The organism is Collinsella aerofaciens (assembly GCF_040910325.1).
GTDB classification, from domain to species: Bacteria; Actinomycetota; Coriobacteriia; order Coriobacteriales; family Coriobacteriaceae; genus Collinsella; species Collinsella aerofaciens_BL.
The window spans coordinates 19,717-39,994 of the sequence record NZ_JBDGAV010000007.1 but is presented as its reverse complement, the minus strand read 5'-3'; the positions used below and the strand labels follow the sequence as shown (position 1 = coordinate 39,994).

General features: G+C 59.0%; 21 protein-coding genes. 10 read left to right on the top strand and 11 right to left on the bottom strand.

Annotated elements, in window-relative coordinates; genetic code table 11:
- Both AB5Z25_RS04355 and AB5Z25_RS10910 read right to left on the bottom strand, forming a co-directional pair.
- The coding region (locus tag AB5Z25_RS04355) for a 4Fe-4S binding protein (RefSeq protein WP_368134899.1) at positions 1 to 771 on the bottom strand (771 nt) is incomplete at its 3' end.
- Complete coding sequence (locus tag AB5Z25_RS10910) at positions 764 to 835, bottom strand: CD1871A family CXXC motif-containing protein (protein ID WP_254179316.1); 72 nt, start codon at positions 833 to 835, stop codon at positions 764 to 766. The genes AB5Z25_RS10910 and AB5Z25_RS04355, both read right to left, overlap by 8 nt.
- A gap of 147 nt (positions 836 to 982) precedes the next feature.
- On the opposite strand from AB5Z25_RS10910, the gene AB5Z25_RS04345 reads away from it, so the two are divergent.
- The 4 genes from AB5Z25_RS04345 to AB5Z25_RS04330 all read left to right on the top strand — a co-directional run bounded on the left by AB5Z25_RS04345 (position 983) and on the right by AB5Z25_RS04330 (position 3,966).
- Positions 983 to 1,675: a response regulator transcription factor gene (locus AB5Z25_RS04345; protein WP_438265597.1), complete on the top strand. Its 693-nt coding sequence runs from the start codon at positions 983 to 985 to the stop codon at positions 1,673 to 1,675.
- Positions 1,672 to 2,811, top strand: a complete 1,140-nt coding sequence (locus AB5Z25_RS04340; protein ID WP_368134897.1) for a HAMP domain-containing sensor histidine kinase — start codon at positions 1,672 to 1,674, stop codon at positions 2,809 to 2,811. The genes AB5Z25_RS04345 and AB5Z25_RS04340 overlap by 4 nt, the downstream gene beginning before the upstream one ends.
- Positions 2,812 to 2,841: 30 nt before the next feature.
- Positions 2,842 to 3,249, top strand: a complete 408-nt coding sequence (locus AB5Z25_RS04335) for an arginase family protein (protein ID WP_368134896.1) — start codon at positions 2,842 to 2,844, stop codon at positions 3,247 to 3,249.
- A gap of 267 nt (positions 3,250 to 3,516) precedes the next feature.
- Complete coding sequence (locus AB5Z25_RS04330) at positions 3,517 to 3,966, top strand: PH domain-containing protein (RefSeq protein WP_161155268.1); 450 nt, start codon at positions 3,517 to 3,519, stop codon at positions 3,964 to 3,966.
- A gap of 169 nt (positions 3,967 to 4,135) precedes the next feature.
- Here the strand turns inward: AB5Z25_RS04330 and AB5Z25_RS04325 are convergent, their stop codons facing one another.
- The 4 genes from AB5Z25_RS04325 to AB5Z25_RS04310 all read right to left on the bottom strand — a co-directional run bounded on the left by AB5Z25_RS04325 (position 4,136) and on the right by AB5Z25_RS04310 (position 5,843).
- A complete protein-coding gene (locus tag AB5Z25_RS04325; RefSeq protein ID WP_368134895.1) occupies positions 4,136 to 4,453 on the bottom strand; it encodes an ATP-binding cassette domain-containing protein in 318 nt (105 codons plus the stop codon).
- A gap of 162 nt (positions 4,454 to 4,615) precedes the next feature.
- Positions 4,616 to 4,897, bottom strand: a complete 282-nt coding sequence (locus AB5Z25_RS04320; protein ID WP_161155314.1) for a hypothetical protein — start codon at positions 4,895 to 4,897, stop codon at positions 4,616 to 4,618.
- A 15-nt stretch (positions 4,898 to 4,912) separates the two neighbouring features.
- Positions 4,913 to 5,536 (bottom strand): DUF1700 domain-containing protein, encoded by a 624-nt coding sequence (locus AB5Z25_RS04315; protein WP_368134894.1) that lies wholly within the window; start codon positions 5,534 to 5,536, stop codon positions 4,913 to 4,915.
- Positions 5,523 to 5,843, bottom strand: coding sequence for a PadR family transcriptional regulator (locus AB5Z25_RS04310; RefSeq protein WP_006234594.1), 321 nt, complete (start codon positions 5,841 to 5,843; stop codon positions 5,523 to 5,525). The genes AB5Z25_RS04315 and AB5Z25_RS04310 overlap by 14 nt, the downstream gene beginning before the upstream one ends.
- A gap of 339 nt (positions 5,844 to 6,182) precedes the next feature.
- Here AB5Z25_RS04310 and AB5Z25_RS04305 point away from each other — a divergent pair, with 339 nt between their 5' ends.
- Both AB5Z25_RS04305 and AB5Z25_RS04300 read left to right on the top strand, forming a co-directional pair.
- A complete protein-coding gene (locus tag AB5Z25_RS04305) occupies positions 6,183 to 7,187 on the top strand; it encodes a helix-turn-helix domain-containing protein (RefSeq protein ID WP_368134893.1) in 1,005 nt (334 codons plus the stop codon).
- A 155-nt stretch (positions 7,188 to 7,342) separates the two neighbouring features.
- Positions 7,343 to 11,710, top strand: coding sequence for a hypothetical protein (locus tag AB5Z25_RS04300; RefSeq protein ID WP_368134892.1), 4,368 nt, complete (start codon positions 7,343 to 7,345; stop codon positions 11,708 to 11,710).
- Positions 11,711 to 11,799: 89 nt separating this feature from the next.
- Here the strand turns inward: AB5Z25_RS04300 and AB5Z25_RS04295 are convergent, their stop codons facing one another.
- Together AB5Z25_RS04295 and AB5Z25_RS04290 are read right to left on the bottom strand one after the other, a co-directional pair.
- The gene (locus AB5Z25_RS04295; protein WP_368134891.1) at positions 11,800 to 12,384 is read right to left on the bottom strand and encodes a hypothetical protein; all 585 of its coding nucleotides are present in this window, start codon (positions 12,382 to 12,384) and stop codon (positions 11,800 to 11,802) included.
- 9 nt (positions 12,385 to 12,393) lie between these two features.
- A complete protein-coding gene (locus tag AB5Z25_RS04290) occupies positions 12,394 to 12,624 on the bottom strand; it encodes a helix-turn-helix transcriptional regulator (RefSeq protein WP_368134890.1) in 231 nt (76 codons plus the stop codon).
- Positions 12,625 to 13,075: 451 nt separating this feature from the next.
- Here AB5Z25_RS04290 and AB5Z25_RS04285 point away from each other — a divergent pair, with 451 nt between their 5' ends.
- The 3 genes from AB5Z25_RS04285 (at position 13,076) to AB5Z25_RS04275 (ending at position 18,030) form a co-directional block, all read left to right on the top strand.
- Positions 13,076 to 15,073 (top strand): DNA gyrase/topoisomerase IV subunit B, encoded by a 1,998-nt coding sequence (locus AB5Z25_RS04285; RefSeq protein ID WP_368134889.1) that lies wholly within the window; start codon positions 13,076 to 13,078, stop codon positions 15,071 to 15,073.
- Between the two features lie 45 nt (positions 15,074 to 15,118).
- On the top strand, positions 15,119 to 17,359 hold the full coding sequence (locus AB5Z25_RS04280; protein WP_368134888.1) for a DNA gyrase subunit A: 2,241 nt from the start codon (positions 15,119 to 15,121) through the stop codon (positions 17,357 to 17,359).
- Between the two features lie 380 nt (positions 17,360 to 17,739).
- Positions 17,740 to 18,030 (top strand): DUF8462 domain-containing protein, encoded by a 291-nt coding sequence (locus AB5Z25_RS04275; protein WP_147330594.1) that lies wholly within the window; start codon positions 17,740 to 17,742, stop codon positions 18,028 to 18,030.
- A 108-nt stretch (positions 18,031 to 18,138) separates the two neighbouring features.
- On the opposite strand, the gene AB5Z25_RS04270 is transcribed toward AB5Z25_RS04275, so the two are convergent.
- Positions 18,139 to 18,669 (bottom strand): flavodoxin family protein, encoded by a 531-nt coding sequence (locus tag AB5Z25_RS04270; RefSeq protein WP_138374935.1) that lies wholly within the window; start codon positions 18,667 to 18,669, stop codon positions 18,139 to 18,141.
- A 145-nt stretch (positions 18,670 to 18,814) separates the two neighbouring features.
- The gene (locus tag AB5Z25_RS04265; protein WP_346973620.1) at positions 18,815 to 18,997 is read right to left on the bottom strand and encodes a hypothetical protein; all 183 of its coding nucleotides are present in this window, start codon (positions 18,995 to 18,997) and stop codon (positions 18,815 to 18,817) included.
- A 284-nt stretch (positions 18,998 to 19,281) separates the two neighbouring features.
- On the opposite strand from AB5Z25_RS04265, the gene AB5Z25_RS10905 reads away from it, so the two are divergent.
- Positions 19,282 to 19,566: a YjdF family protein gene (locus AB5Z25_RS10905; RefSeq protein ID WP_438265598.1), complete on the top strand. Its 285-nt coding sequence runs from the start codon at positions 19,282 to 19,284 to the stop codon at positions 19,564 to 19,566.
- Between the two features lie 464 nt (positions 19,567 to 20,030).
- Here the strand turns inward: AB5Z25_RS10905 and AB5Z25_RS04255 are convergent, their stop codons facing one another.
- Positions 20,031 to 20,219 (bottom strand): desulfoferrodoxin family protein, encoded by a 189-nt coding sequence (locus AB5Z25_RS04255; protein ID WP_368134887.1) that lies wholly within the window; start codon positions 20,217 to 20,219, stop codon positions 20,031 to 20,033.
- Positions 20,220 to 20,278: the final 59 nt, after the last annotated feature.

The following is a 20,278-nucleotide window of genomic DNA, read 5'->3' as shown; positions in this document are numbered from 1 at the left end:
GACCACATCAACGTCCATCTGACAAACCTTTGAGCACTTGCCGCACGAGACGCATTTGCACGCGTCAACTTGAATCCCCAACAAGGACACCCTATTCATGAGCGCATAGAATGCGCCGAGCGGGCAAATCCATTTGCAGAAGGGGCGGTAGAACAAAACGCTCAGCACTACCACGGCAATGAGAACGGCAAGTTTCCAAGTAAAGAGATGTCCCAACGCAGATCGAATGCCGGCATTAGCAATGGCCAGCGGAATGGCGCCCTCGAGCACGCCCTGCGGACAGATGTACTTACAAAAGAACGGATCGCCCATGCCCACGTCGTTAACCACCAAGACGGGCAGCAGCACCACGGCAAACAGCAGCACGACGTACTTGATGTACGTGAGCGGCTTAAGCTTTTTCGTGGAGAACTTTTTGCCGGGAATCTTGTGAAGCAGCTCCTGAAGCCAGCCAAACGGGCACAGAAAGCCGCATACAAAGCGTCCCAGCAGCACGCCGAGCAAAATGAGCGTACCGGTAACATAGTAAGAAAAGTTGAACTTGGAAGAACCTACCACCGACTGGAACGACCCGATGGGGCACGCACCCGATGCCGCGGGGCACGAATAGCAATTAAGTCCAGGTACGCAGACGGTTTTTCCCGCGCCCTGATAGATGCCGCCTTTGGCAAAGTTTGGCAGGTGAATGTTGGTAATAAGTGTTGCCGCCGCCTGAATGAATCCGCGAAATCGGGCCAAAACATGCGACGCAGTGTTTTCTCTTTTATCCAATTCCGATACACTCCAAGCACAGCCTAATCGCTTTGGCCAGCACGGCATCCGCCTCGCCACGCATAACACCAAAGCACACCATGGCAATTCCGACGATCAACAAAGCGACCTGTACCACGGGTTTTACCGCTTTGAACAACCCAACCACTCCTTTCGTTACGTGACCATTGGACCATATCGACTATAAAATCCGTGTTAAGCGCGATTTGGAATGTGCAAGGAGACTGTTATGCGTATTTTGATCGTCGAAGACGAGCGAGCACTGTGCGATGCAATCGCACACAGCTTGCGAAACTTGGCGTACAGCGTCGACTGCTGCCACGACGGGCAGGAGGCGCTCGACCTGCTGGGCGTCGAAGTCTTTGACCTCGTGGTACTCGACCTCAACCTTCCCCGTATCGATGGCATGACCGTGCTCAGGGAACTTAGGAAAACCGACTGCGAGACCAAGGTGCTGATTCTGTCCGCGCGTGGCGAAGTATCCGATAAAGTCGCCGGACTCGATGCCGGCGCCAACGATTACCTCACCAAGCCGTTTCATCTGGACGAGCTTGCGGCAAGGATTCGCAGCCTTACCCTCAGGCGCTTTACACAAAGCGACATAGTTTTAACCTGCGGAAAGCTCAGCTTTGACACCAAGGCGCGCATCGCTTCTGTGGACAGCGAGGCTTTATCTCTTACGCGCAAGGAAACGGGAATCTTGGAATACCTGATGCTTAATCAGGGGCGACCGGTAAGCCAAGAGGAGCTTATCGAGCACGTTTGGGATAGCACCGTGAACAGCTTTAGCAACGCAACCCGCGTTCACATCTCGTCGCTCCGAAAAAAGTTGCGCAGCGCTTTGGGATACGACCCGATTCGCAATCGGATTGGAGAGGGCTACGTTATGGAGGATAGCGAATGAAAAGGCTTTCGCTGCAATGGCGCATAACGATCATGACGGCGCTGCTGACGTGTGCGGCGTGCGTGCTGACGAACTGCCTGGTCGGCTATACGGGTATGCGCTATATGGATGCCATCGGCAGTGACATCTCGGCCTTTAACGCTGCCGGCGCGGATTCGCCCCAGGTGTTCGACCCAACACAAGCAGCCCTCGATGACGAGGTCACGGTCGTCGTAAACGACGCACAAGAGTCTTTTGGCACGACAACCTGGTACATCACGGCTGGAGTCACACTCCTTGGCGGCGCGCTGGCATACTTTGTGAGCGGCCGTGCACTCAAACCGCTGCGGGCTTTTGCGGCCCAGGTTGAGCGCGTGCAGCCTGACAACCTAAGCGAAATTAAGCTCAGCGAAGATGTGCCCACCGAGCTACAACGATGCAGCGCCTCTTTCAACGACATGATTGCCCGTCTTTGCGAAGGGTTCTCTGCACAGCGTCAGTTTACCGGCAACGCCGCACACGAGCTGCGCACCCCGCTCTCCCTTATGCAAGCACAGATTGAACTATTCATCTCCGAGCACTCCGGTTTGCAACCCGAAACAGCCGAGCTGCTCGGCCTGCTACAAGAACAAACTGAGCGCATGTCTCGAATGACCAAGGTATTGCTCGAGATGAGCGAGCTCCGCAGCGTTCCTTGCGAGGACGATGTTGAACTCGGTCCCTTGTCCGAAGAGGTCCTCACCGACCTTGCGCCACTTGCCGAGAATAAGGACGTAACCCTCGATTGCGCCGGAGACGCTTTGACAATCGGAAGTGATACGCTCCTCTATCGGCTGGTGTTCAACCTGGTCGAAAATGCCATCCGTTACAGCCGCTCCGGCTCGACTGTCAACGTCTCCATCAGCGACAGCGACAGCCGCGTGCTCCTGCGAGTCAAAGATGAGGGCCCGGGAATACCCAAGCAGTACCGAGAGAGCATCTTCCAGCCGTTCTTTCGTCTAGACAAATCCCGCAGCAGGGCATACGGCGGCGCAGGGCTCGGACTGGCGCTCGTCTGGGAGATTGCAGCGCTTCACGGTGGCGCCGTAGAGGTCGAAGCAAGTTCCGAGGACGGAACCGTGATGCTCGTGACCCTCTCAAAGGGGGCCACCACGTGATCCGACTGTCCAGGGGTCCCACTCGGCATTGTGAAACGCGTCCCAAAACTTGAACATGAGAAATGGGAGGCAGTTCGCATCTATGCCGAGGACGAAGTCCTGGCGGGGATTCAGGATGCGCAGAGGAGGCTTACGGCAGAAAACCCCGACAGAGTCGTGACCGTCGGCGGCAACTGTATGGTGTCGCTTGCCCTCTTCGATTACCTGCACGGGAAATACGAGAACGTTGGAATCGTCTGGATCTATGCGCATCCGGATGTATCCACGCTGAATGATGGCTACCCCAACGCTCACGCCATGGTACTTGGCAGCCTTTTGGGAGAAAGTCATCCTGGTCTTCGGCGGCGAATAATGCGAATGTCCGCAGGCAGACTCCAACCTGTGCGCGGAGAAGCTGGGCGACGCAAACAAGATTCCTCGACTCGAGCATGGAGATGAATCCGTCTATCAGTCTCATCGCATACTCAGAGGAGGATGCCAGATATAGATCCCATTGGGTAAAGTCGCCGTTCATAAAGGGAATCACTGCATTGCGCTCGGCGACTCTCAAGGCACTCAGGCTTTGTTCTATTTTCTCAGCTTCTTGTTTGAACTGTTCGCTATCCAAAATGCCCCCAAATGCCGGCTTCTCGACAAATCAGAAAAAGCATTGGCTATACTGATGCGGACAGTTCCGGGAGGGGTGCAAGAGACGGAAGGGCCGTAATGGGTGAGAAGGGCGAGCGGCCGGAGCGGGTGTTCCCCGGCAGGACAGACCCGTGGTTCATAGCGGCCATGGTGATTGTGGCGGGCGGTTTATCCGCGGCGTGTATCGCGTGTTTCCTGAGCTCGAGTCCCGCGCTCCTATGGGGCTGGCTCGCGCTGCTGCCCATCCCGGCCCTCGTGGCCCTGGCTGCCCTTCCCGTCCGCAGCAATCGCCTCGAGCTCTACGGCGACCGCCTCGTCGTCGTGTACGCTGGGACGCGTTCGGTGATACCCTACGCCCACGTGCGGGGCGTCCGGCGCACCAGGACGCTCTGGGCGGGGACGGCCAACTCGCTCGACCGCGTCTACATCGAGGCGCCCTACGACGGCGACGCCATCGTCTCGGTCAGAGACAACGACGCCCTCGTGGCGGAGCTGGGGCGCAGGTGCGGCCTTGGGCCCGGCGCCTGACGCCCCGAAAGGAAGAGAGGATGGACGTCCCGCACTGGCCCTACTGGAGGAAGTATTCCCTCGGCGGCACACAGGTCTGGTACGCGGACTGGGGCGACTGCCCCTTCGACACTGGTCTACATGAGCCCAGTTGAGTTCAGGAACGCAGGGCTGTCCCTGTAAAAAATGTTTAAGCAACCGTTGCAAATCCATTCTCCCGCGCAGAGAGCCCCGGGTAGGCCGAGCTCGCGTCGGGCATGTAGCCCATACGCCTCCGGGCGGCGGCAAGCCCGCGCCCGCCGCGCTCGCCGAACAGCTCAACCGAGCCCGAGCTGGGGCTGGCGGTGCCAGTGACGATACAGATGAGCGTTGACTTCCCGGCGCCGTTTTCGCCGATGAGCCCGTAGACGCGCCCCGCCTCGAGGGCGAGGTCGATGGGGTCGAGGACGGTCCTCCCGCGGTACGCCTTCGTGACCCCGTGAAGGCGGAGGGGCATGGCTGTCGTCATTGCGTTCCTTTCTCCTCGGATGGATTTTGGGTATGCGTCATGGGCCCCCGCGCGGGACGGGGAGCGAATCGACGCAGGCTCGAGGCCGGTTGGGTTGGGGTTGAGGTCCGGGTTCCACAGGCTTGCACAGCCCGACGGACGGGGCGTCCGGGCACGCTATGCTTAGGGAGCGGTGGGCGCCTCCGGGGCAGCAGGGGACTCGGACGCGGTGATGCCGGAGGTGTCGACCTCGCCGATTCCGGCGAGCTGCTCGATGAGGGGGAGGCCCGTCGGGTCGTCCACCTCGACGCCGCCGAGCACGATGGTGCTGTCGCGCGTGTCGATTTGGGTTGTGAACACGGCCGGGTCGAAACCCGAAGCGATAAAGCCAATGCCCGCGAGGACAACACCCGCGGCAACGAGCCCGCCCGCCACGGCGAGGTAGATCTTCTTCGCGCTGGTCATGGTACTCACTCCTTTCTACGCCGCGAGATGCGCGGCAGCGCCGCCCTTCTCGCCCTTACCCTTCCAGAAGGGCGAGGCGGCCTTCCTCGCCCAGAACGCCGAGAGGCGCGCAATTTGTTTTGAGGCGGCCCAAGCGCCAGCACCAACGAAGAGCGCCACGCCGACGAGGCCGAGCCCCACGCCCGCCGAGGCGAGGGCGTACGGGAAGTGGCCGATGGTGACGCCGCTTACGGCAAGCAGGAGCTCAACTACGCCCACGCCCCCGAGTGCCGCCGCGACGATCCACACGCAGAGCGCCAGCACCCAGATGCAGATATAGACCGTGACGGCCACGGCGGCGAAGGCGGCGAGCAGCGGCACCCACACCGGGGAGCCCACGATGGTCAGCACCCACAGCAGCGCGGTGCTGCGCCGGCGCGTCCTCGCGATCGCGCGCGGCACGGCGGGCAGGTCGTCGAGCGTGGCCTCGGCAACCTCGCCGGGGGCGCCCATGGCGGCCACGGCCTCCTCCTCGCTCATACCGTCCTCCATGCGGTCGGCGATGGCCTCCGCATAGAACGCCTTGGTCTCCTCCACCTGCTCGGCCGGCAGGCAGGCAAGCAGCTCGCCCAACCGGCCCAGAAACTCATCGCGCGTCATGGTGCGCCCCCTCAACGTATGCGTAAATCTCCCGTACGGACGGCCACTCGGCCAGGAACTCCTCGATGCGCGCACGCCCATCGTCCGTGATGCGGTAGTACCGGCGCAGCCGCCCGTTGTGCTCGGCAGAGCGCGCCGTGATGCACCCGGCCTTCTCCAGGCGCTTGAGCAGCGGGTAGAGCGTCGACTCCGTGAGCCCCATGCTCGCCGGCACGTCCTTCACGATCTGGTAGCCGTAGGACTCCTCGCCGGAGACGGCCGCGAGCACGCAGGCCTCCAGGAAGCCGCGCTTCATCTGGGCCTCCATCCGCACACCTCCTCTCGTCATATACTATGCTATACACACTATACGATGCAAGGTATTAGACGTCAACTCTCATCGCGAAGATTCTCCGGCCCCTGCGCGCTGCGAACGTGATGTCGCGGGGCGGTTGGCATTATGCATGAAACGTCAAGTAGCGCTCTTTTGATCCACTTCCACTCGGCCCCATATGCCTTGTACAACGCCCCTTTCGACCTCGGGTTCAAGAGAGCCGCTAGTCTTCCTTTATACGTTCGGCATAATCGTCGGCGATACCCACAAATTCCAGTCCCGAGCAACAGGAGTACAATTGCTGCATTGTTGCCAGCTGTTGGGAGATGGAAGATGGACTGCGATGGCTACCCATGCGTTCCCATGCCGTTGATGTGCACCGCCTTTGTGCCGGGGCAGATTGACGCTGCGGTTGCAGGCATTTCCGACCCCGATTCACGCACCATCGCCACGGCAGAAGCGCTGTACTTTCGCGGACAGGCCGCCCTCGCTGCCAAGACGGCGCGTCCCTATCTTGACGCCACCGATCCCGCGCTGTGCTATTCCGCATGCTTTATCTGCGGATACGCCAGCCTGTCGCTCAACCGTATCGCCGACGCCCGCCGGTGCCTTGCTGGCATCCTCGATACGCCGGCTGACGAGGAGTCGCCCGCCGTCCACGCCACGCATATCCTGTTCGCCTCGGCCGCGAGCGTCCTGCTGCACTTGCCTTCCCCGTATTCCGCCGAAGAGTTTTATCCGCTTGCGGCGCATCTGCCCGAAGGTCTGCGCCTGTTCGCCAGCTACGTGATGGCGCATGCCCTGTACCTGCGCGGCGAATATGGCCGCAGCCTGGGCATGGCGGAAAACGCCCTGATCATGAAACAGGGAAGTTATCCCATCTCGGAGCTGTTCCTGCACTTGGCAGCTTCCATGGCATGCATGAGCCTCAAGGACATCGACGCCGCAAAAACGCACTTCGGAGTTGCTTGGAACATTGCGCGTCCCGACGGCCTTATTGAGCTCATTGGCGAGCATCACGGCCTTTTACAGGGGCTTATCGAGGCATGCCTAAAAACGCAATACCCTGACGACTTCGCGCGCATCATCGAGATCACGTACCGCTTCAGCTACGGCTGGCGGCGCATCCACAACCCCGATTCGGGCGAGGACGTTGCCGACGATCTAACGACCACGGAATTCACCATGGCCATGCTCGCCTGTCGTGGGTGGACCAACGCCGAAATCGCACGCCATATGGAAGTATCGCCGGGCACCGTCAAAAACCGCCTATCCGGCGTATACGCAAAGCTTGGCATCGGCACACGCGCCGAGCTGGTCGCGCATATGTTACGTTAGCGACCGGACTACCAAGCGCATCGAACGCGTTCCGGAACCCGGCGCTTCGCTCGATCAATTTGGACATTTTGACCCTTGAACGGCACTACCGCCACGGGGCGCCTTCTCGCAAAATTTGATTATTTCCACCGATACTTGCGGGATGGGAGCCCAAGATGCTTGATCGCCGTTCGTTACTTGTCGCCGGAGCGTCCTCGTTAGCGAGCATTATGATGCCGCGCGTGCCGGGAAGCGCAAACGCCTTCATATTGCCGTTCGCACCCACCGAAGCCCATGCCGACGAAAAAGACCCCTTCAGGGTGCTCGTTCTCTCGCGCACCATGTTCGGTGTGGTCGTGGTCGACGTCGCCAACAAGAATACGCCCATCACGGGTGCCCAGGTCACGCTCATATCGCGCTATGCCGCAGGCAAGCAGCTCACCGCCACGACCGATGACGAAGGCACGGCCATCTTTGAGGTCGCGCCGCTTTCGGAAGGCTACGTGGACGAGGCAACGCTTCTCGACGCGTACGACTTTAACGGCGGCATCTCCATTAGCATGGCAGGCTACCGCGATGTCGAGATTCCCCTTGCGCGTATCCAGGGCGGCACCGCTATTACCGCACCCACACGTCCGCTCTCCGATGGCGAGCCGTACTTTCGACAGCTCACGTTCGACGAATGGGACATCCAGTACGCCGACGCCACGTTTATGGCAATGCCAGCGGACGAAGCAGCAAACGACCAGCCCGACACGCACGCTTTTACCGTGCAGGCTCATCTGCCGCAGGGCGGGCAGGCAACGTTGCATATCAATAAAGTGATGCCCTCTGCGGGCAGCTCAACCGAAACCGTCACGCAGATCGGCCAGATCAAGGCCAGCGCATCGGGCGCGGATAATCTGGCGACGTTCACGCTCGAAGACACGTTCCTCGATGCAGCTTCGGGCCTTCTGGAGGAAGGGTGCAAGCTGCGCTTTATGCTCGACTACCAGGGCAAAACCTACACGCTCTCATCCCCTATGGCCGTTGTCACCGCGCCGGCCGCAAAGGCGGAATCGGGCTCGACCACCATCATTCCCACCACCATGGACCAAGAGATCACTCCGTTTGATTTCCCCGCGGCGTTTCCCGGTATCGGCGGCAATAAGTTCACGTGCTGGATGCCCACATTTCCCATTCTGTTCGATTTCTCGTTTGCTGGATACGTGCTGTTTGGCGGAGGGTACAAACCAGCTAGCTATATGAACGATTCGGGCAACCCTGATCCGGAATACTGGAAGAAATCGCCGCGCGAGTCGGGCGCCAAGCAGGCAAACCGCTACCTCGACGAGATGGAGGGGAAGTGGAATCAGTACAAGAGGATGAGTGCCGGTTCGGGCACCGATCCAAGAAACACCAAGCTCCTTCGCCACCATTGCACGCCGCTGTTCACGATGGATATCGCCACACAGCTGTACGGCTCGCTCGCCTACGATTGGGTGGGCAAAACCTGGGGTAACAACAACGACCCCGCATACGGCAATATTAAGGCCCTCTTCCAGGTAAGAACCGACCTCAATTGGACCGAGCAGTTTACCCTAGGACCGGTGCCATTTTTCCTAAACGTCAACCCCTGGGTGCTGGCAAAACTGGCGCTCGCCGTGGGTGCCCACACGCACGGCAGCGGCGCGGCGTTTTTTAAAAACATTTCGCTCGACTATTCAAACACGTCGGGCTCGTTCACCATCCAGATCGGGCTCGCCGTCACCTTTGGCGCCGGCGTTGCAGGCGTCGCTTCGTCTGCCGTGCGCGGCGCCGCATCCCTCACGCTGTTCATTGGGTACGAGAAGGCGGATGGACACCAGCTTCCGCGACTGCGCGTAGGTGCAGACGTCGATGTCGATGTGATACTCCAGTTCGTAATGTTCAAGTGGACCACCAAGGCTTGGTCGGGGTCGTGGCCCACACTCATCGATTCGTGGAATATGTCGGTGAACAATGGCGACCAGTATGCGCTCCAGCGCTCTGAGCTCGCATTGGGTGGAGATACGCCTTACGCGCTGGACGCCCGCTTCGGCACGCCCGGCAACATCGAGGCGGGCGGCGTTCCGCAATTTATCGCATCGGCCACCATCGTCACCAACGCCGAGCTGCTCGCACGCGCCGAGGTTAAGGCCACTGCCGTAAACGCCGCGCCTGTCGTGCGCGATTGGGATCGGGCGGTCACGCGCATTGAGCTCGAGGCGGATGCAGAAAGCGACGACACGGGACAGATCGAGCATTTCGTCCATGCACTGATAGAGAACGACGAAAACGCCGCGCCGATGTATGAGTACACCTACATCGGTCAGGCAACGAACACCGTTGCCGACCCGAACGCCGATTCTGCCGGCGTGTCGGAGGACGAGCGTGGCGGCATCAAGCCCTCGAGCGACAACGTGCTGTTTGCTGGCGTGCTCAGCGAAGCCCACATGAAGCTGGCAATGATTGCCGGCGTAGAATGCCTGTTCCGTATCGCCTCGGTGCGCTACGGCGACAATGGTCGCTCGCGCCTGGTGGTACACACAAAGGCAAACGGGACGTGGTCCGCTCCCACGCCTGTGGACTTTCCCCTTGGGTTTGGCGAGGGCGACGTGGAGCGCGACAGCATATACGATTACGACTTCGACGTAGTGGAATATACGGACGGAAGAGAAAACCAGGACGCTTACGTGCTGCTGGTCTCGGGCGAGCGCCCCGACGGCGACAACACCCTTTTCGATACGGCAAGCACATCCGGCATACTGTCCGTTGTGCGCCTGCGCATAAGCAACGGCGGAGTTCGCGTGGTGTCGCATACGTCATGGCGCAGCATTTCGCGCGGCCGCCTGCAAGAGGATGGCTACCATTGTCTGCAGTGTCCACGCATCACGGTGGGCAAGACGCTGGTCGACGGGCGCCTATCGGGCGCTTACCTCCACCGCCGCGGAACCACCGCAGAAAAGGCGCTCGGCAGCGAGGCTGAGGTTGCGCTGGAGTGCTTCACCCTGTGGTCGGATGATTTGGGCGACAGCCTCACGTTCCGTCAGGTCCTCCGCTTTCCGCAAGCGCCATCGAGCATCGAGCTGGGCGTACCCGAGAATATCAACGGCAAAATGGTGGTGCCCGTTGCATACGAAACTGCAAACGGTTGTGGCTGCGCATCGTATGCCGTGATCGGCCAGTCCATCGCGGGTTGGGGCGTTATGCCACCAGATGCCACAGTACCCCACGCGGTGCCGTGGCCACAACATTCGGGCTTTTTGGCAACCGTCAACGAGCAGCTGCAGCATGTTACGTGGACGCGAGGCGCATCGGCATTTGCAACGCAGCCCGTGGGTGCCGCAGGCTGTGGCCCGGCATCGTTTAGCGTAAGCAACAACGGCAGGTGCGTGCTCTATGTAGAGAACACCGATGGCAAGGTGGGACAAACCTACGACGAAGAAGGCAACCCGGTTGCAGTGATGGGCAAGCACTTCCGCATCTTCGCCAGCACCTTGGCGGGCGATCTGTTCACGGAGCCGTTTGTGATGTGCGAGCTGGACCATCCCGTCGATCAGATAACGACATTTTTGACGTCGGGAGGCATGCTCTCCGCGCTCGCCACGCACATTGTGAGCGCGGAGAAGAGCGAGGCAGAGCTGCACGACATCGAAGTGCCCTTGGTGGCGTGTGCCACTCCGACGGGCGCCGTTGCTACCTCGGGCGCGGTGGTGCCCGGAGCAGCAGGCGAATCCTTCATGGTCACGGTGCGAAACGACGGCAACACCTTACTGACCGCCGGCACGATCGATCTGTACCGAGAGGGCTCCAGCCAGCCGTTCTCCAGCGCATCCATCGGATTCGGAGTGAACGCACGCATGGCTTCGATCTACGATCCAGAGCTTGCCGAGGACGCTTCGGCCAACGATACGGCACACGTGAAGTACGCGCTCGAGACGCTGGGCGCACGTTTTGCAACGCACCCGCTGGTAGCCGACAACGGCAACGCCGTGCTGGCACCGGGTTGCACGGCACAGTTCCGTATGAGCTTCGCCATCCCCGAGAGTTGGAGCGACGAAGTGGGCAAACGCGTAACGCTGTATGCGAAGGCGCGTAATCTGGTGGCGCTCGATCCCGCAACGCTCGAAGAAATTCGACCGGGCGCGAACTCGGCGCTGGGTGCTGTACTGCACGAACTTCATGTGCCCGACGCGGCATGCGAGCGCTCGGAAGTTCAGGTCGGCGTATGCGACAGCGCAGATACGACAGGACTTCACGACGCCCCGATGACGACGGACGGCGATGGCGGCTCGAGTGGCGGCGGTTCCGGCACGGGAGGCAGCTCCGACGGAAGCAGCTCCGGCAGTGGCAAGGACCACGGCAATAACAAGCGCTCCGGAAAAGCGGGCACGCTTGCGGGCACGGGCGATGTCAACGTCCCCCTGACGGCAGCCGCTGCAGCACTCGCCGCGGCAGGCGCCGGTCTTATCGCCTACAGCGCCCGCCGCACGGCGCTCGAAAACGACACCGCCGATGAGGTCAATTCGGATAGGCCTCGCTAGCTCTTAGTTACTTTTGCGAGAGACGCCGACTCGGCTCATCGAACATCAAATGGGCTGGTTCTGGATACCCAGAGCCAGCCCATTACGCATTAGATATCGTCGGTACCGTCGAGTTCTGCCTCGAGCTTGGCACGGCGTCTTTTCGCCGTGAAAAACGTTGCGCACAGGCCAGCAAACGTGGCCGCGAAAATCGTCGCACCGCAGAACACGCCCGTGGCCAGATTCGCCAACCAAAAGACGCTTTCGAGCGGTACGATCTGCGCCTCAGCGATACAACGCATTGCGGCAATAACAAGCGCGAACGCGGCGCCGCTAAGACCGCTGAGAAGCAGAAAATATCCAACAGGAAGATGCTCGGTTTGCCCAAAACGATTGGTGTCGACATAGCCCTTCCGCGTTTGCAGTCCTGCGCAAATCAACATCACGAGAACGAGCCACAAATACATGGCTACCTCGAACGGCGTTGCAAAGCCATGCGGCATTTCACTGGCGTCGCTGTGAACCCACGCGACCTGTCGAGCTATAAACTGGTAGAAAAAGATCATCAACATGCCAAACGAAAGCAGCACGAAACCAATCTTGTAGATCTTTGCGCTTTCCGCCTCCAGGCGCTCATCCTTTGGGCCGGCATATTCACGCCACTTTTGCACGAGTTTCAGATCTTCAAATTTCATAGTGAACTCCTAAAGAGTATTAGGGGCGGCGTCGGTTTCGTCTTCCCAAAACAAGTCGTTCAACGTAACGCGTAGCGCTTTACAGATTGCCACGCACAAATTGAGCGTGGGGTTGTAGCCGCCCGCCTCGATCAGGCCGATGGTCTGGCGCGTAACGCCCACGGCTTGGGCTAAATCGGCTTGCGAAAGGCCGGCCGTCGCGCGCGCCGCCTTCATGCGAAGGTTTTTCTTACCTGGCATAAAGTTCCTTTCGTGATAATGGACAAATATCCGTTGCAACATGACAGAAATATATTGCATCTATCAGACAATGTCAACTATATCTGTCATTATGAAAACCATGTCTGTCATCACCATGCGGACATAGCAATTTCGATTCGCTATTCAAACTTACTCGGTCAGAACCGACTCGGTTTTGTCCGAGTAAACGTGATTGATAGTCGATCGATGTGCCCGCTCGTGCGATCTGCATCGTTCGATTTTGTTTAGTAAAACTAGATCCCTATTAAATAAAATTCATCTGTATCCAAATTTGTTTAACAATGCCGCGCTATCACTAAACACTATCCCTGTTAATCCGAACGATTGTTCGATGGATTTCGTGTTGGTTGGAATCGCCCACAGGCTGGGCTATGCTACCTTGACTATCAATATGACTTAAACGCAGCAAAGGAGCACCGAGAGAGCGAGTATGGCAAAAAACACCGCAAACTATGGTAACGACAGCATCCGCCAGCTCAAGGACGAGGAACGCGTACGCCTGCGCCCTGCCGTCATCTTTGGCTCGGACGGGCTCGACGGCTGCGCGCATGCCGCCTTCGAGATCCTGTCCAACGCCGTTGACGAGGCGCGCCAGGGCTACGGCAAGCTCATCACCCTTACCGCCTTTCGCGATGGCTCCATTCAGGTAGAGGACAATGGCCGCGGCTGCCCGCTCGACTGGAACCCCTCCGAGAAGCGCTTCAACTGGGAACTCGTCTTCTGCGAGCTCTACGCCGGCGGCAAGTATAACAACAACCAGGGCGGCGACTACGACTTCTCGCTCGGCACCAACGGCTTGGGCTCCTGCGCGACTCAGTACGCTTCCGAGTACATGGATGTCACGGTTTGGCGCGATGGCAACAAGTACTCTCTGCACTTTAAAAAGGGTAAGGTTGTCGGCGCCAAGAAGAAGGCACTCGAGATTGAGCCCAGCGACGAGAACCGCACCGGCACCACTATCAAGTGGCGCCCCGATCTTGAGGTCTTTACCTCCATCAGCATCCCCCACGATTGGTATCGCGAGACCATGCGCCGTCAGGCGGTGGTCAACGCCAACGTGACCTTCCGCCTGCGCATTGAGGGCGACGATGGCGAGTTTACCGAAGAGGATTTTTGCTATCCCAAGGGCATCGAGGACTACGTGCTCGAGAAGGTCGGTACCGACTACCTTACCGAGCCCTTCTTTATCGAGGCCGACCGCCGCGGTCGCGACCGCGAGGACCTGCCCGACTACAACGTAAAGATCACCGCGTGCATGTGCTTCTCGCGCACTTTCATGATGCAGGAGTACTACCACAACTCATCGTGGCTCGAGAACGGCGGTTCGCCCGAAAAGGCCGCCCGCAGCGCTTTGACCAGCGCCATCGATGCCTACATTAAGCAACAGGGCAAATACAACAAAAACGAGAGCGGCATTAAATGGCAAGACGTCCAGGACTGTCTGGTGCTGGTGACCAACTGCTTCTCCACCCAGACGTCTTACGAAAACCAGACCAAGAAGGCCATCAATAACCGCTTTATCCAGCAGGCCATGACGGCATTCTTTAAGGAACGCCTCTCGACCTACTTGATCGAGAACAAAGATGCCGCCAACAAGATCATGGAGCAGGTGCTCATCAACAAGCGCTCGCGCGAGAATGCCGAGAAGACGCGCCAGAGCATCAAAACCAACCTGCAGCAGAAGACTGACATGGCCAACCGCGTGCAAAAGTTCATCGACTGCCGCTCCAAGGACAAGAGCCGTCGCGAGATCTACATCGTAGAGGGCGACTCGGCAGCGGGCGCCATTCGCACCTCGCGCGATGCCGAGTTCCAGGGCGTTATGCCCGTCCGCGGTAAGATCCTCAACTGCTTGAAGGAGGACTATCCGCGCATCTTTAAGTCCGACATCATCATGGACCTCATGCGCGTGCTGGGCTGCGGCGTGGAGATCAAGGACAAGCGCATCAAGAACCTCGGCGCCTTTGACCTGGACAACCTCAATTGGAACAAGGTCATCATCTGTACGGACGCCGACGTCGACGGTTATCACATCCGCACGCTCGTGCTCACCATGCTCTATCGCCTGGTGCCCACGCTTATCGACGAGGGTTACGTGTATATCGCCGAGTCGCCGCTCTACGAGATCAACTGCAAAGAAAAGACCTACTTTGCCTACACCGAGCTCGAGAAGAACGGCATCCTCAAAGAAATCGGCGACCAGAAGTGCTCCATCAACCGCTCCAAGGGTCTTGGTGAGAACGACCCGGACATGATGTGGCTCACCACCATGAACCCCGAGACGCGCCGCCTGATTAAGGTGGAGCCCGAGGACGTCACCAAGATGGAGACCATGTTCAACCTGTTGCTGGGCAACGACGAGGCGGGCCGCAAGCGCCATATCTCCGAGCACGGCAAGGAATACCTGGACCAGCTGGACCTGCAGTAGCAGCAAATCGATAACGACGGCCCATAAGAAGTTCAAGAGGATATCGTGGCAAAGAAGAAGACGAAGAACCAGCCAAAGAAAAAGCAGGTTAACGCCGAGAACGTCATCGGCCTGCACTCCGAGGTCACCGACCAGCCGATCACGCAGACGCTCGAGGTCAACTACATGCCCTACGCCATGAGCGTCAACGTCTCGCGTGCGTTCCCCGAGATTGACGGCTTTAAGCCCTCGCACCGCAAGCTGCTCTACACCATGTACAAGATGGGCCTGCTCAAGGGCGAGCGCCAGAAGAGCGCCAACATCGTGGGCCAGACCATGAAGCTCAACCCGCACGGCGACGCCGCGATCTACGAGACGATGGTGCGCCTGGCCACCGGTAACGAGGCGCTGCTCGCGCCGTTCGTTGAGTCGAAGGGCAACTTTGGCAAGTATTATTCGGGCGATCTGAGCTACGCCGCCTCGCGTTATACCGAGGCCAAGCTCTCCCCCATCAGTGCCGAGATCTTCAAGGACATCGACAAGGACCCGGTCGACTTCGTTGACAGCTACGACGGCGCCATGAAGGAACCTCGCCTGCTGCCCACCACGTTCCCCAACATCCTTGTCTCGGCCAACAAAGGCATCGGCGTCGCCATGGCGTCCGATATCTGCGGCTTCAACCTCAACGAGGTCTGTACCGCAACGATGCACTACCTCAAGGATCCCGATTGCGACCTGCTCGAGTACATGCCCATGCCCGACTTCTCGACCGGCGGCGAGATCATCTACCGCCGCGAGGAGATGGAAAAGATTATCGAGACCGGCCTTGGCAGCTTCCAGATCCGCTCCCGTTGGCGCTGGATTCCCGAAGAACGCATCATCGAGGTGTACGAGATCCCCTACACCACCAAAACCGATGTCATCATCGAGCGCATCGTCAAGCTCTCCAAAGAGGGCAAGGTCAAGGAGATCGCTGACATCCGCGACGAGACCGACCTCTCGGGCCTGCGCATCGCCATCGATCTTAAGCGCGGTGTCGACCCCGACAAGCTCATGGCCAAGCTCTATCGCTCGACCACGCTGCAGGATTCGTTCTCGTGCAACTTCAACGTGCTCGTCGATGGTTACCCTCGCGTTATGGGCGTGCGCCAGATCCTGCACGAGTGGGTCAAGTGGCGTATTGAGTCCACGCGTCGCCGCATTAACTTTGACCTGGGCAAAAAGTCCGAGCGCCTGCACCTGCTGCACGGCCTCGAGGCGATATTGCTCGACATCGACAAGGCCATCGCCATCATCCGCGGCACCAAGCTCGAAGCCGAGGTCGTGCCCAACCTTATGAAGGGTTTCGACATCGACGAGACCCAGGCCGAGTTTGTTGCCGAGCTCAAGCTCCGCAACATCAACGAGGAGTACATCCTCAACCGCACCAAGGACATCGCTAAGCTCGAGGGTGAGATTGCCGAGCTTGAGGAGATCCTCTCCAGCGAGGACAACATCAAGAAGGTCATCAGCGACGAGCTGGCCGCGGTCAACAAGAAGTACGTGATGCCGCGCCGCACGGGCAGGATCGAGCCCCATGAGGTTATCGAGGTAAGCCTGGAGCCCGAGGTCGAGGAGTACCCGGTTACTATCATGCTTTCGCGCGAGGGCTACCTTAAAAAGATGACGGACCGTGTGCTCAAGAAGGCGACCACGCTCAAGTACAAAGACGGCGATAAGCCCTTTATCGAGTTCCCGTCCTCCAACACGCACGAGCTGCTCGTGTTTACCAACAAGAGCCAGGTGTACAAGTGCAAGGTTGCGGCGTTTGAGGACACCAAGTCGGCCCAGCTGGGCTCGTACCTGCCGACCGATCTTGAGATGGAACCCGACGAGAGCGTCATCTGGGTCATCGACCCCGAGGACTACAAGGCCGACGTGCTGTTTGTCTTTGAAAACGGCCGCGTGGTGCGTGTCGCACTTGCCGGATACGTCACCAAAACCAACCGCAAGCGCCTCAAGAACGCCATCTACGGTGGCAGCAAGCTGCTGTATGCCCAGGTGCTCAAGGAGGATCGCGACATCGCGCTGGTCTCGAGCGACTATCGCCTGATGAACTTCAACACGTCGCTGCTCAAGACCAAGACGACCACCAACACGCAGGGCGTCCAGGCCCTTACGGCCAAGAAGGGCCGCTCGGTCACCACGGTCGGCACAACCGAAGAGATCCTTGGCGCCGGCGTCTCGGCCGAGAAGTTCACCGCGCAGAGTCTGCCCTCCGCCGGTGCCCTCATGAAAGAAAACGACATGCCGAGTCTGTTTGACTAGGACGACGGCAGAACCGCCATAGTTTTACAAAGCAGCGGGGCCCGGAGCGCAGCAATATTGCGCCCCGGGCCCCGCTCGTTGCGGAGGTCATCCTCGGAAATGTCGACGATACGGGGGCTTCCCGCACCGTCCTAAGCCGTTAGCAAAACTCGCAAAAGTTAGCAAAAGTTGCAAAAATTAGCAAAACTTGCAAAGGAGCCACCATGGAGTACAGCAAATGGCTCCGCCATGCCAGGCATGCTCGAAGATATTATCGAGCGAACCAAAGAAGCGGCAGATAGCTACCTTTCACAGTCTCACGCGCGCATGAACGGCGTTCAAATTGGTCCAGTGGGCATCGATTGGACATATGTTCAAGAAGCCCAGGGCAACTGGCGCACGTGCATGAATGGCATCTTCAGGCAACTCGAGAAGCATGGCATCGGGCTTCTCTCGAAACGACCTATCGAGAGCTTTCCGATAAAGACATTGAGTTTTTGCTCGCGATGCTGCCCGATTCTGGCCCCAGCAGGATCTCGGAGATAGCCAAACGCATGGGCGTCGCCAGCAACTACGCAAGCCAATACAAACGCCGCCTCCTCGAGGACGGCGTTATCGGGGAACGTGGGCGTGGCCTCGTCGGCTTCGACATCCCCGCGTTCAGAGAATTCTTGAACGAGAAGGCGTTTTAGCACACCGGAATTGTCCGCGGGAGCATCGTTGCATGGCAATCAGCATTCCTCCTGGTAAGGGCAGCAAGCATTTCCGCTAGTGCTGATTGCCATGCGCCCCTCTTGTCCTTAGGCGAGCTTGCGAGCGAGCTCTCGCACCTCTTTCAACTTGGGCGACGATACCATGCTGTCGCGCTCGGTCATACCGCTGATGGTGACAATGCCCTGATCCTCCCACTTGCAGTACGCGCAGGTTGACTTATACATAGCGATCGCCGCATCATAGACGCCCTCGCTATGGCTATCGAGCAAAAGGGCCGTCTTGGTGAACGGGAAGCCCGTAGCACCGAAGGCGTACAGGCGGTCGATGGCGGCCTTCTCCTGCGCGGTGATATCGAACCAGTAGATAGGCGAGGCAAAGACGACCATGTCTGCGTCTTTCAGCGGCTCGATCACGTCGGCCATGTCATCCTTCTGCACACAGGTGCCCTCATGGGTAAAGCAGTACTGGCATCCCAGACAACCAGCAATCTTTTTGCCGGCAACGCGGATGACCTCGACCGTATGGCCGGCCTCGCGCGCGGTCTCGGCAAAGGCCTCGACCATGGTGTCGGTATTGGCACCCTTGCGCGGGCTACCACTCAATACAACGATATTCATAGAAATCTCCCTCCTTCATGCCGCAGGCGCGCGGCACACATTTCGTTGTAACCAAAACAGATGAAGCTATTCAGTCGTCCGCAGACCACATCTCTCGTTCGTGCTCTCTAGACAAGGCGCAAACGGTGCTGCACCCCCTGTCGCGCTATATCCCTACGCAGTGTTCAGAACCCCTGCTCACCGAGCAGCACCGCGCGAGGTCCAGCACGAGTACGCCTTCCCGGGTACAGGTCTCATGCCCTATGCGGGAGATGAGGACCTTCGGGAACACGTCCCCGATGGGCAGAAGCGACGCGAGCTCCCCCTCAAGCATCAAGTTGATGCTCATATCGCCTCTCACATACGCTCTCCTTCCCGGTTTCGAAACTCGAATTGATTTAAAGTTTCGAAACCGGGAAGGCAATATACAAAAGGATGTGTCGAGGAACGAATCCCAGCCACGTCATGTCGGCAGCGATGAAGGGCGCATCCGCGCGTGCTACAATGCGGGCATCAGAGATGAAAACACAGTCCCCGTCGGGTAGTCGTGGGCGTGCGGGAGTCCGCATCAGTAACCTGCCTCCTTGGTTGTCCCTTCTCTGCATGGTCATCTACATAAAGGAGGAACCAACCATGCAGATCAGCGTGTCGTCCACCCTGACCGTATATCACGACGGTCAATTCTGGGTCGGGCTGGCGGAGCACGTCGAGGGCGGAAAGTACGGCGTCGCCCGCATCGTCTTCGGCGCGGAGCCGTCCGATGAGGAGATCCTGCGATTCGTTACAAGCGAATGGGAGAAGCTCTCGTTCTTCGGCGACAAGGCCACTGAAACAAGCAAGCCCGCGAAGAACCCCAAGCGGCGCGCCCGCGAGGCGGCGAAAGCACTTAAGCGGCCCGCAGTGAGCACCAAGGCGTAGCAGGCGCTCGCGGCACAGCGGGAAGCGATGAAGCGGGAGTCGGCTCAAGCAAGGAATCAGCGTCGCACGGATGAGGCGGAGGCGCGCTTCGAGCAGCGGAAGTTGAAGCGCAAGCAGAAGCATCGTGGACATTGACCGGCGCCGACATGGGTCCTGGTATGAACAGGGCTACGTCCCCCCGTTCGCACATGAATATATGAACTTGGTTTCGACCATCTCATGCTTGCATTGTGGCGGTATTTGCAACAATGCAAGCATGGATATCTCACGGGACATGAAATCACAAAGGTTGCCCAAAGGTTGTCAAGCGAAAACTCCGACCCGTTAGTGCAGTTCAGGGGCTCGCGAACGTTAGATGTCGGTTTACTCCCACTCGGTGAGTCTTCTCGCAGGAGAGCGATCGAATCTCCTTCTTGAGCCTCGAGATTGGTCCCAGACTAGCACATTGGACAAACGGGATAGCACTATAGCTCGTGCCAGTTGCAATAGACGCACGCATCGAGCACCCTAGACCTCCCGAACCTTGCCGCAGCGTCGCCCTCCGGGTAGAGCTTGACGACCTGCATCCGGTCAGGCGAGACGGCGACGATGAACGACACGTAGTGCTCTTTCGACATAGGGTGCGCCAGCGACACATGCAGCTCGTCCTCCACGAATTATACGTCTATGGCGTGCTTCCCCTCGGCCGGCTCGGCCTCAAGCGGCGGCAGCA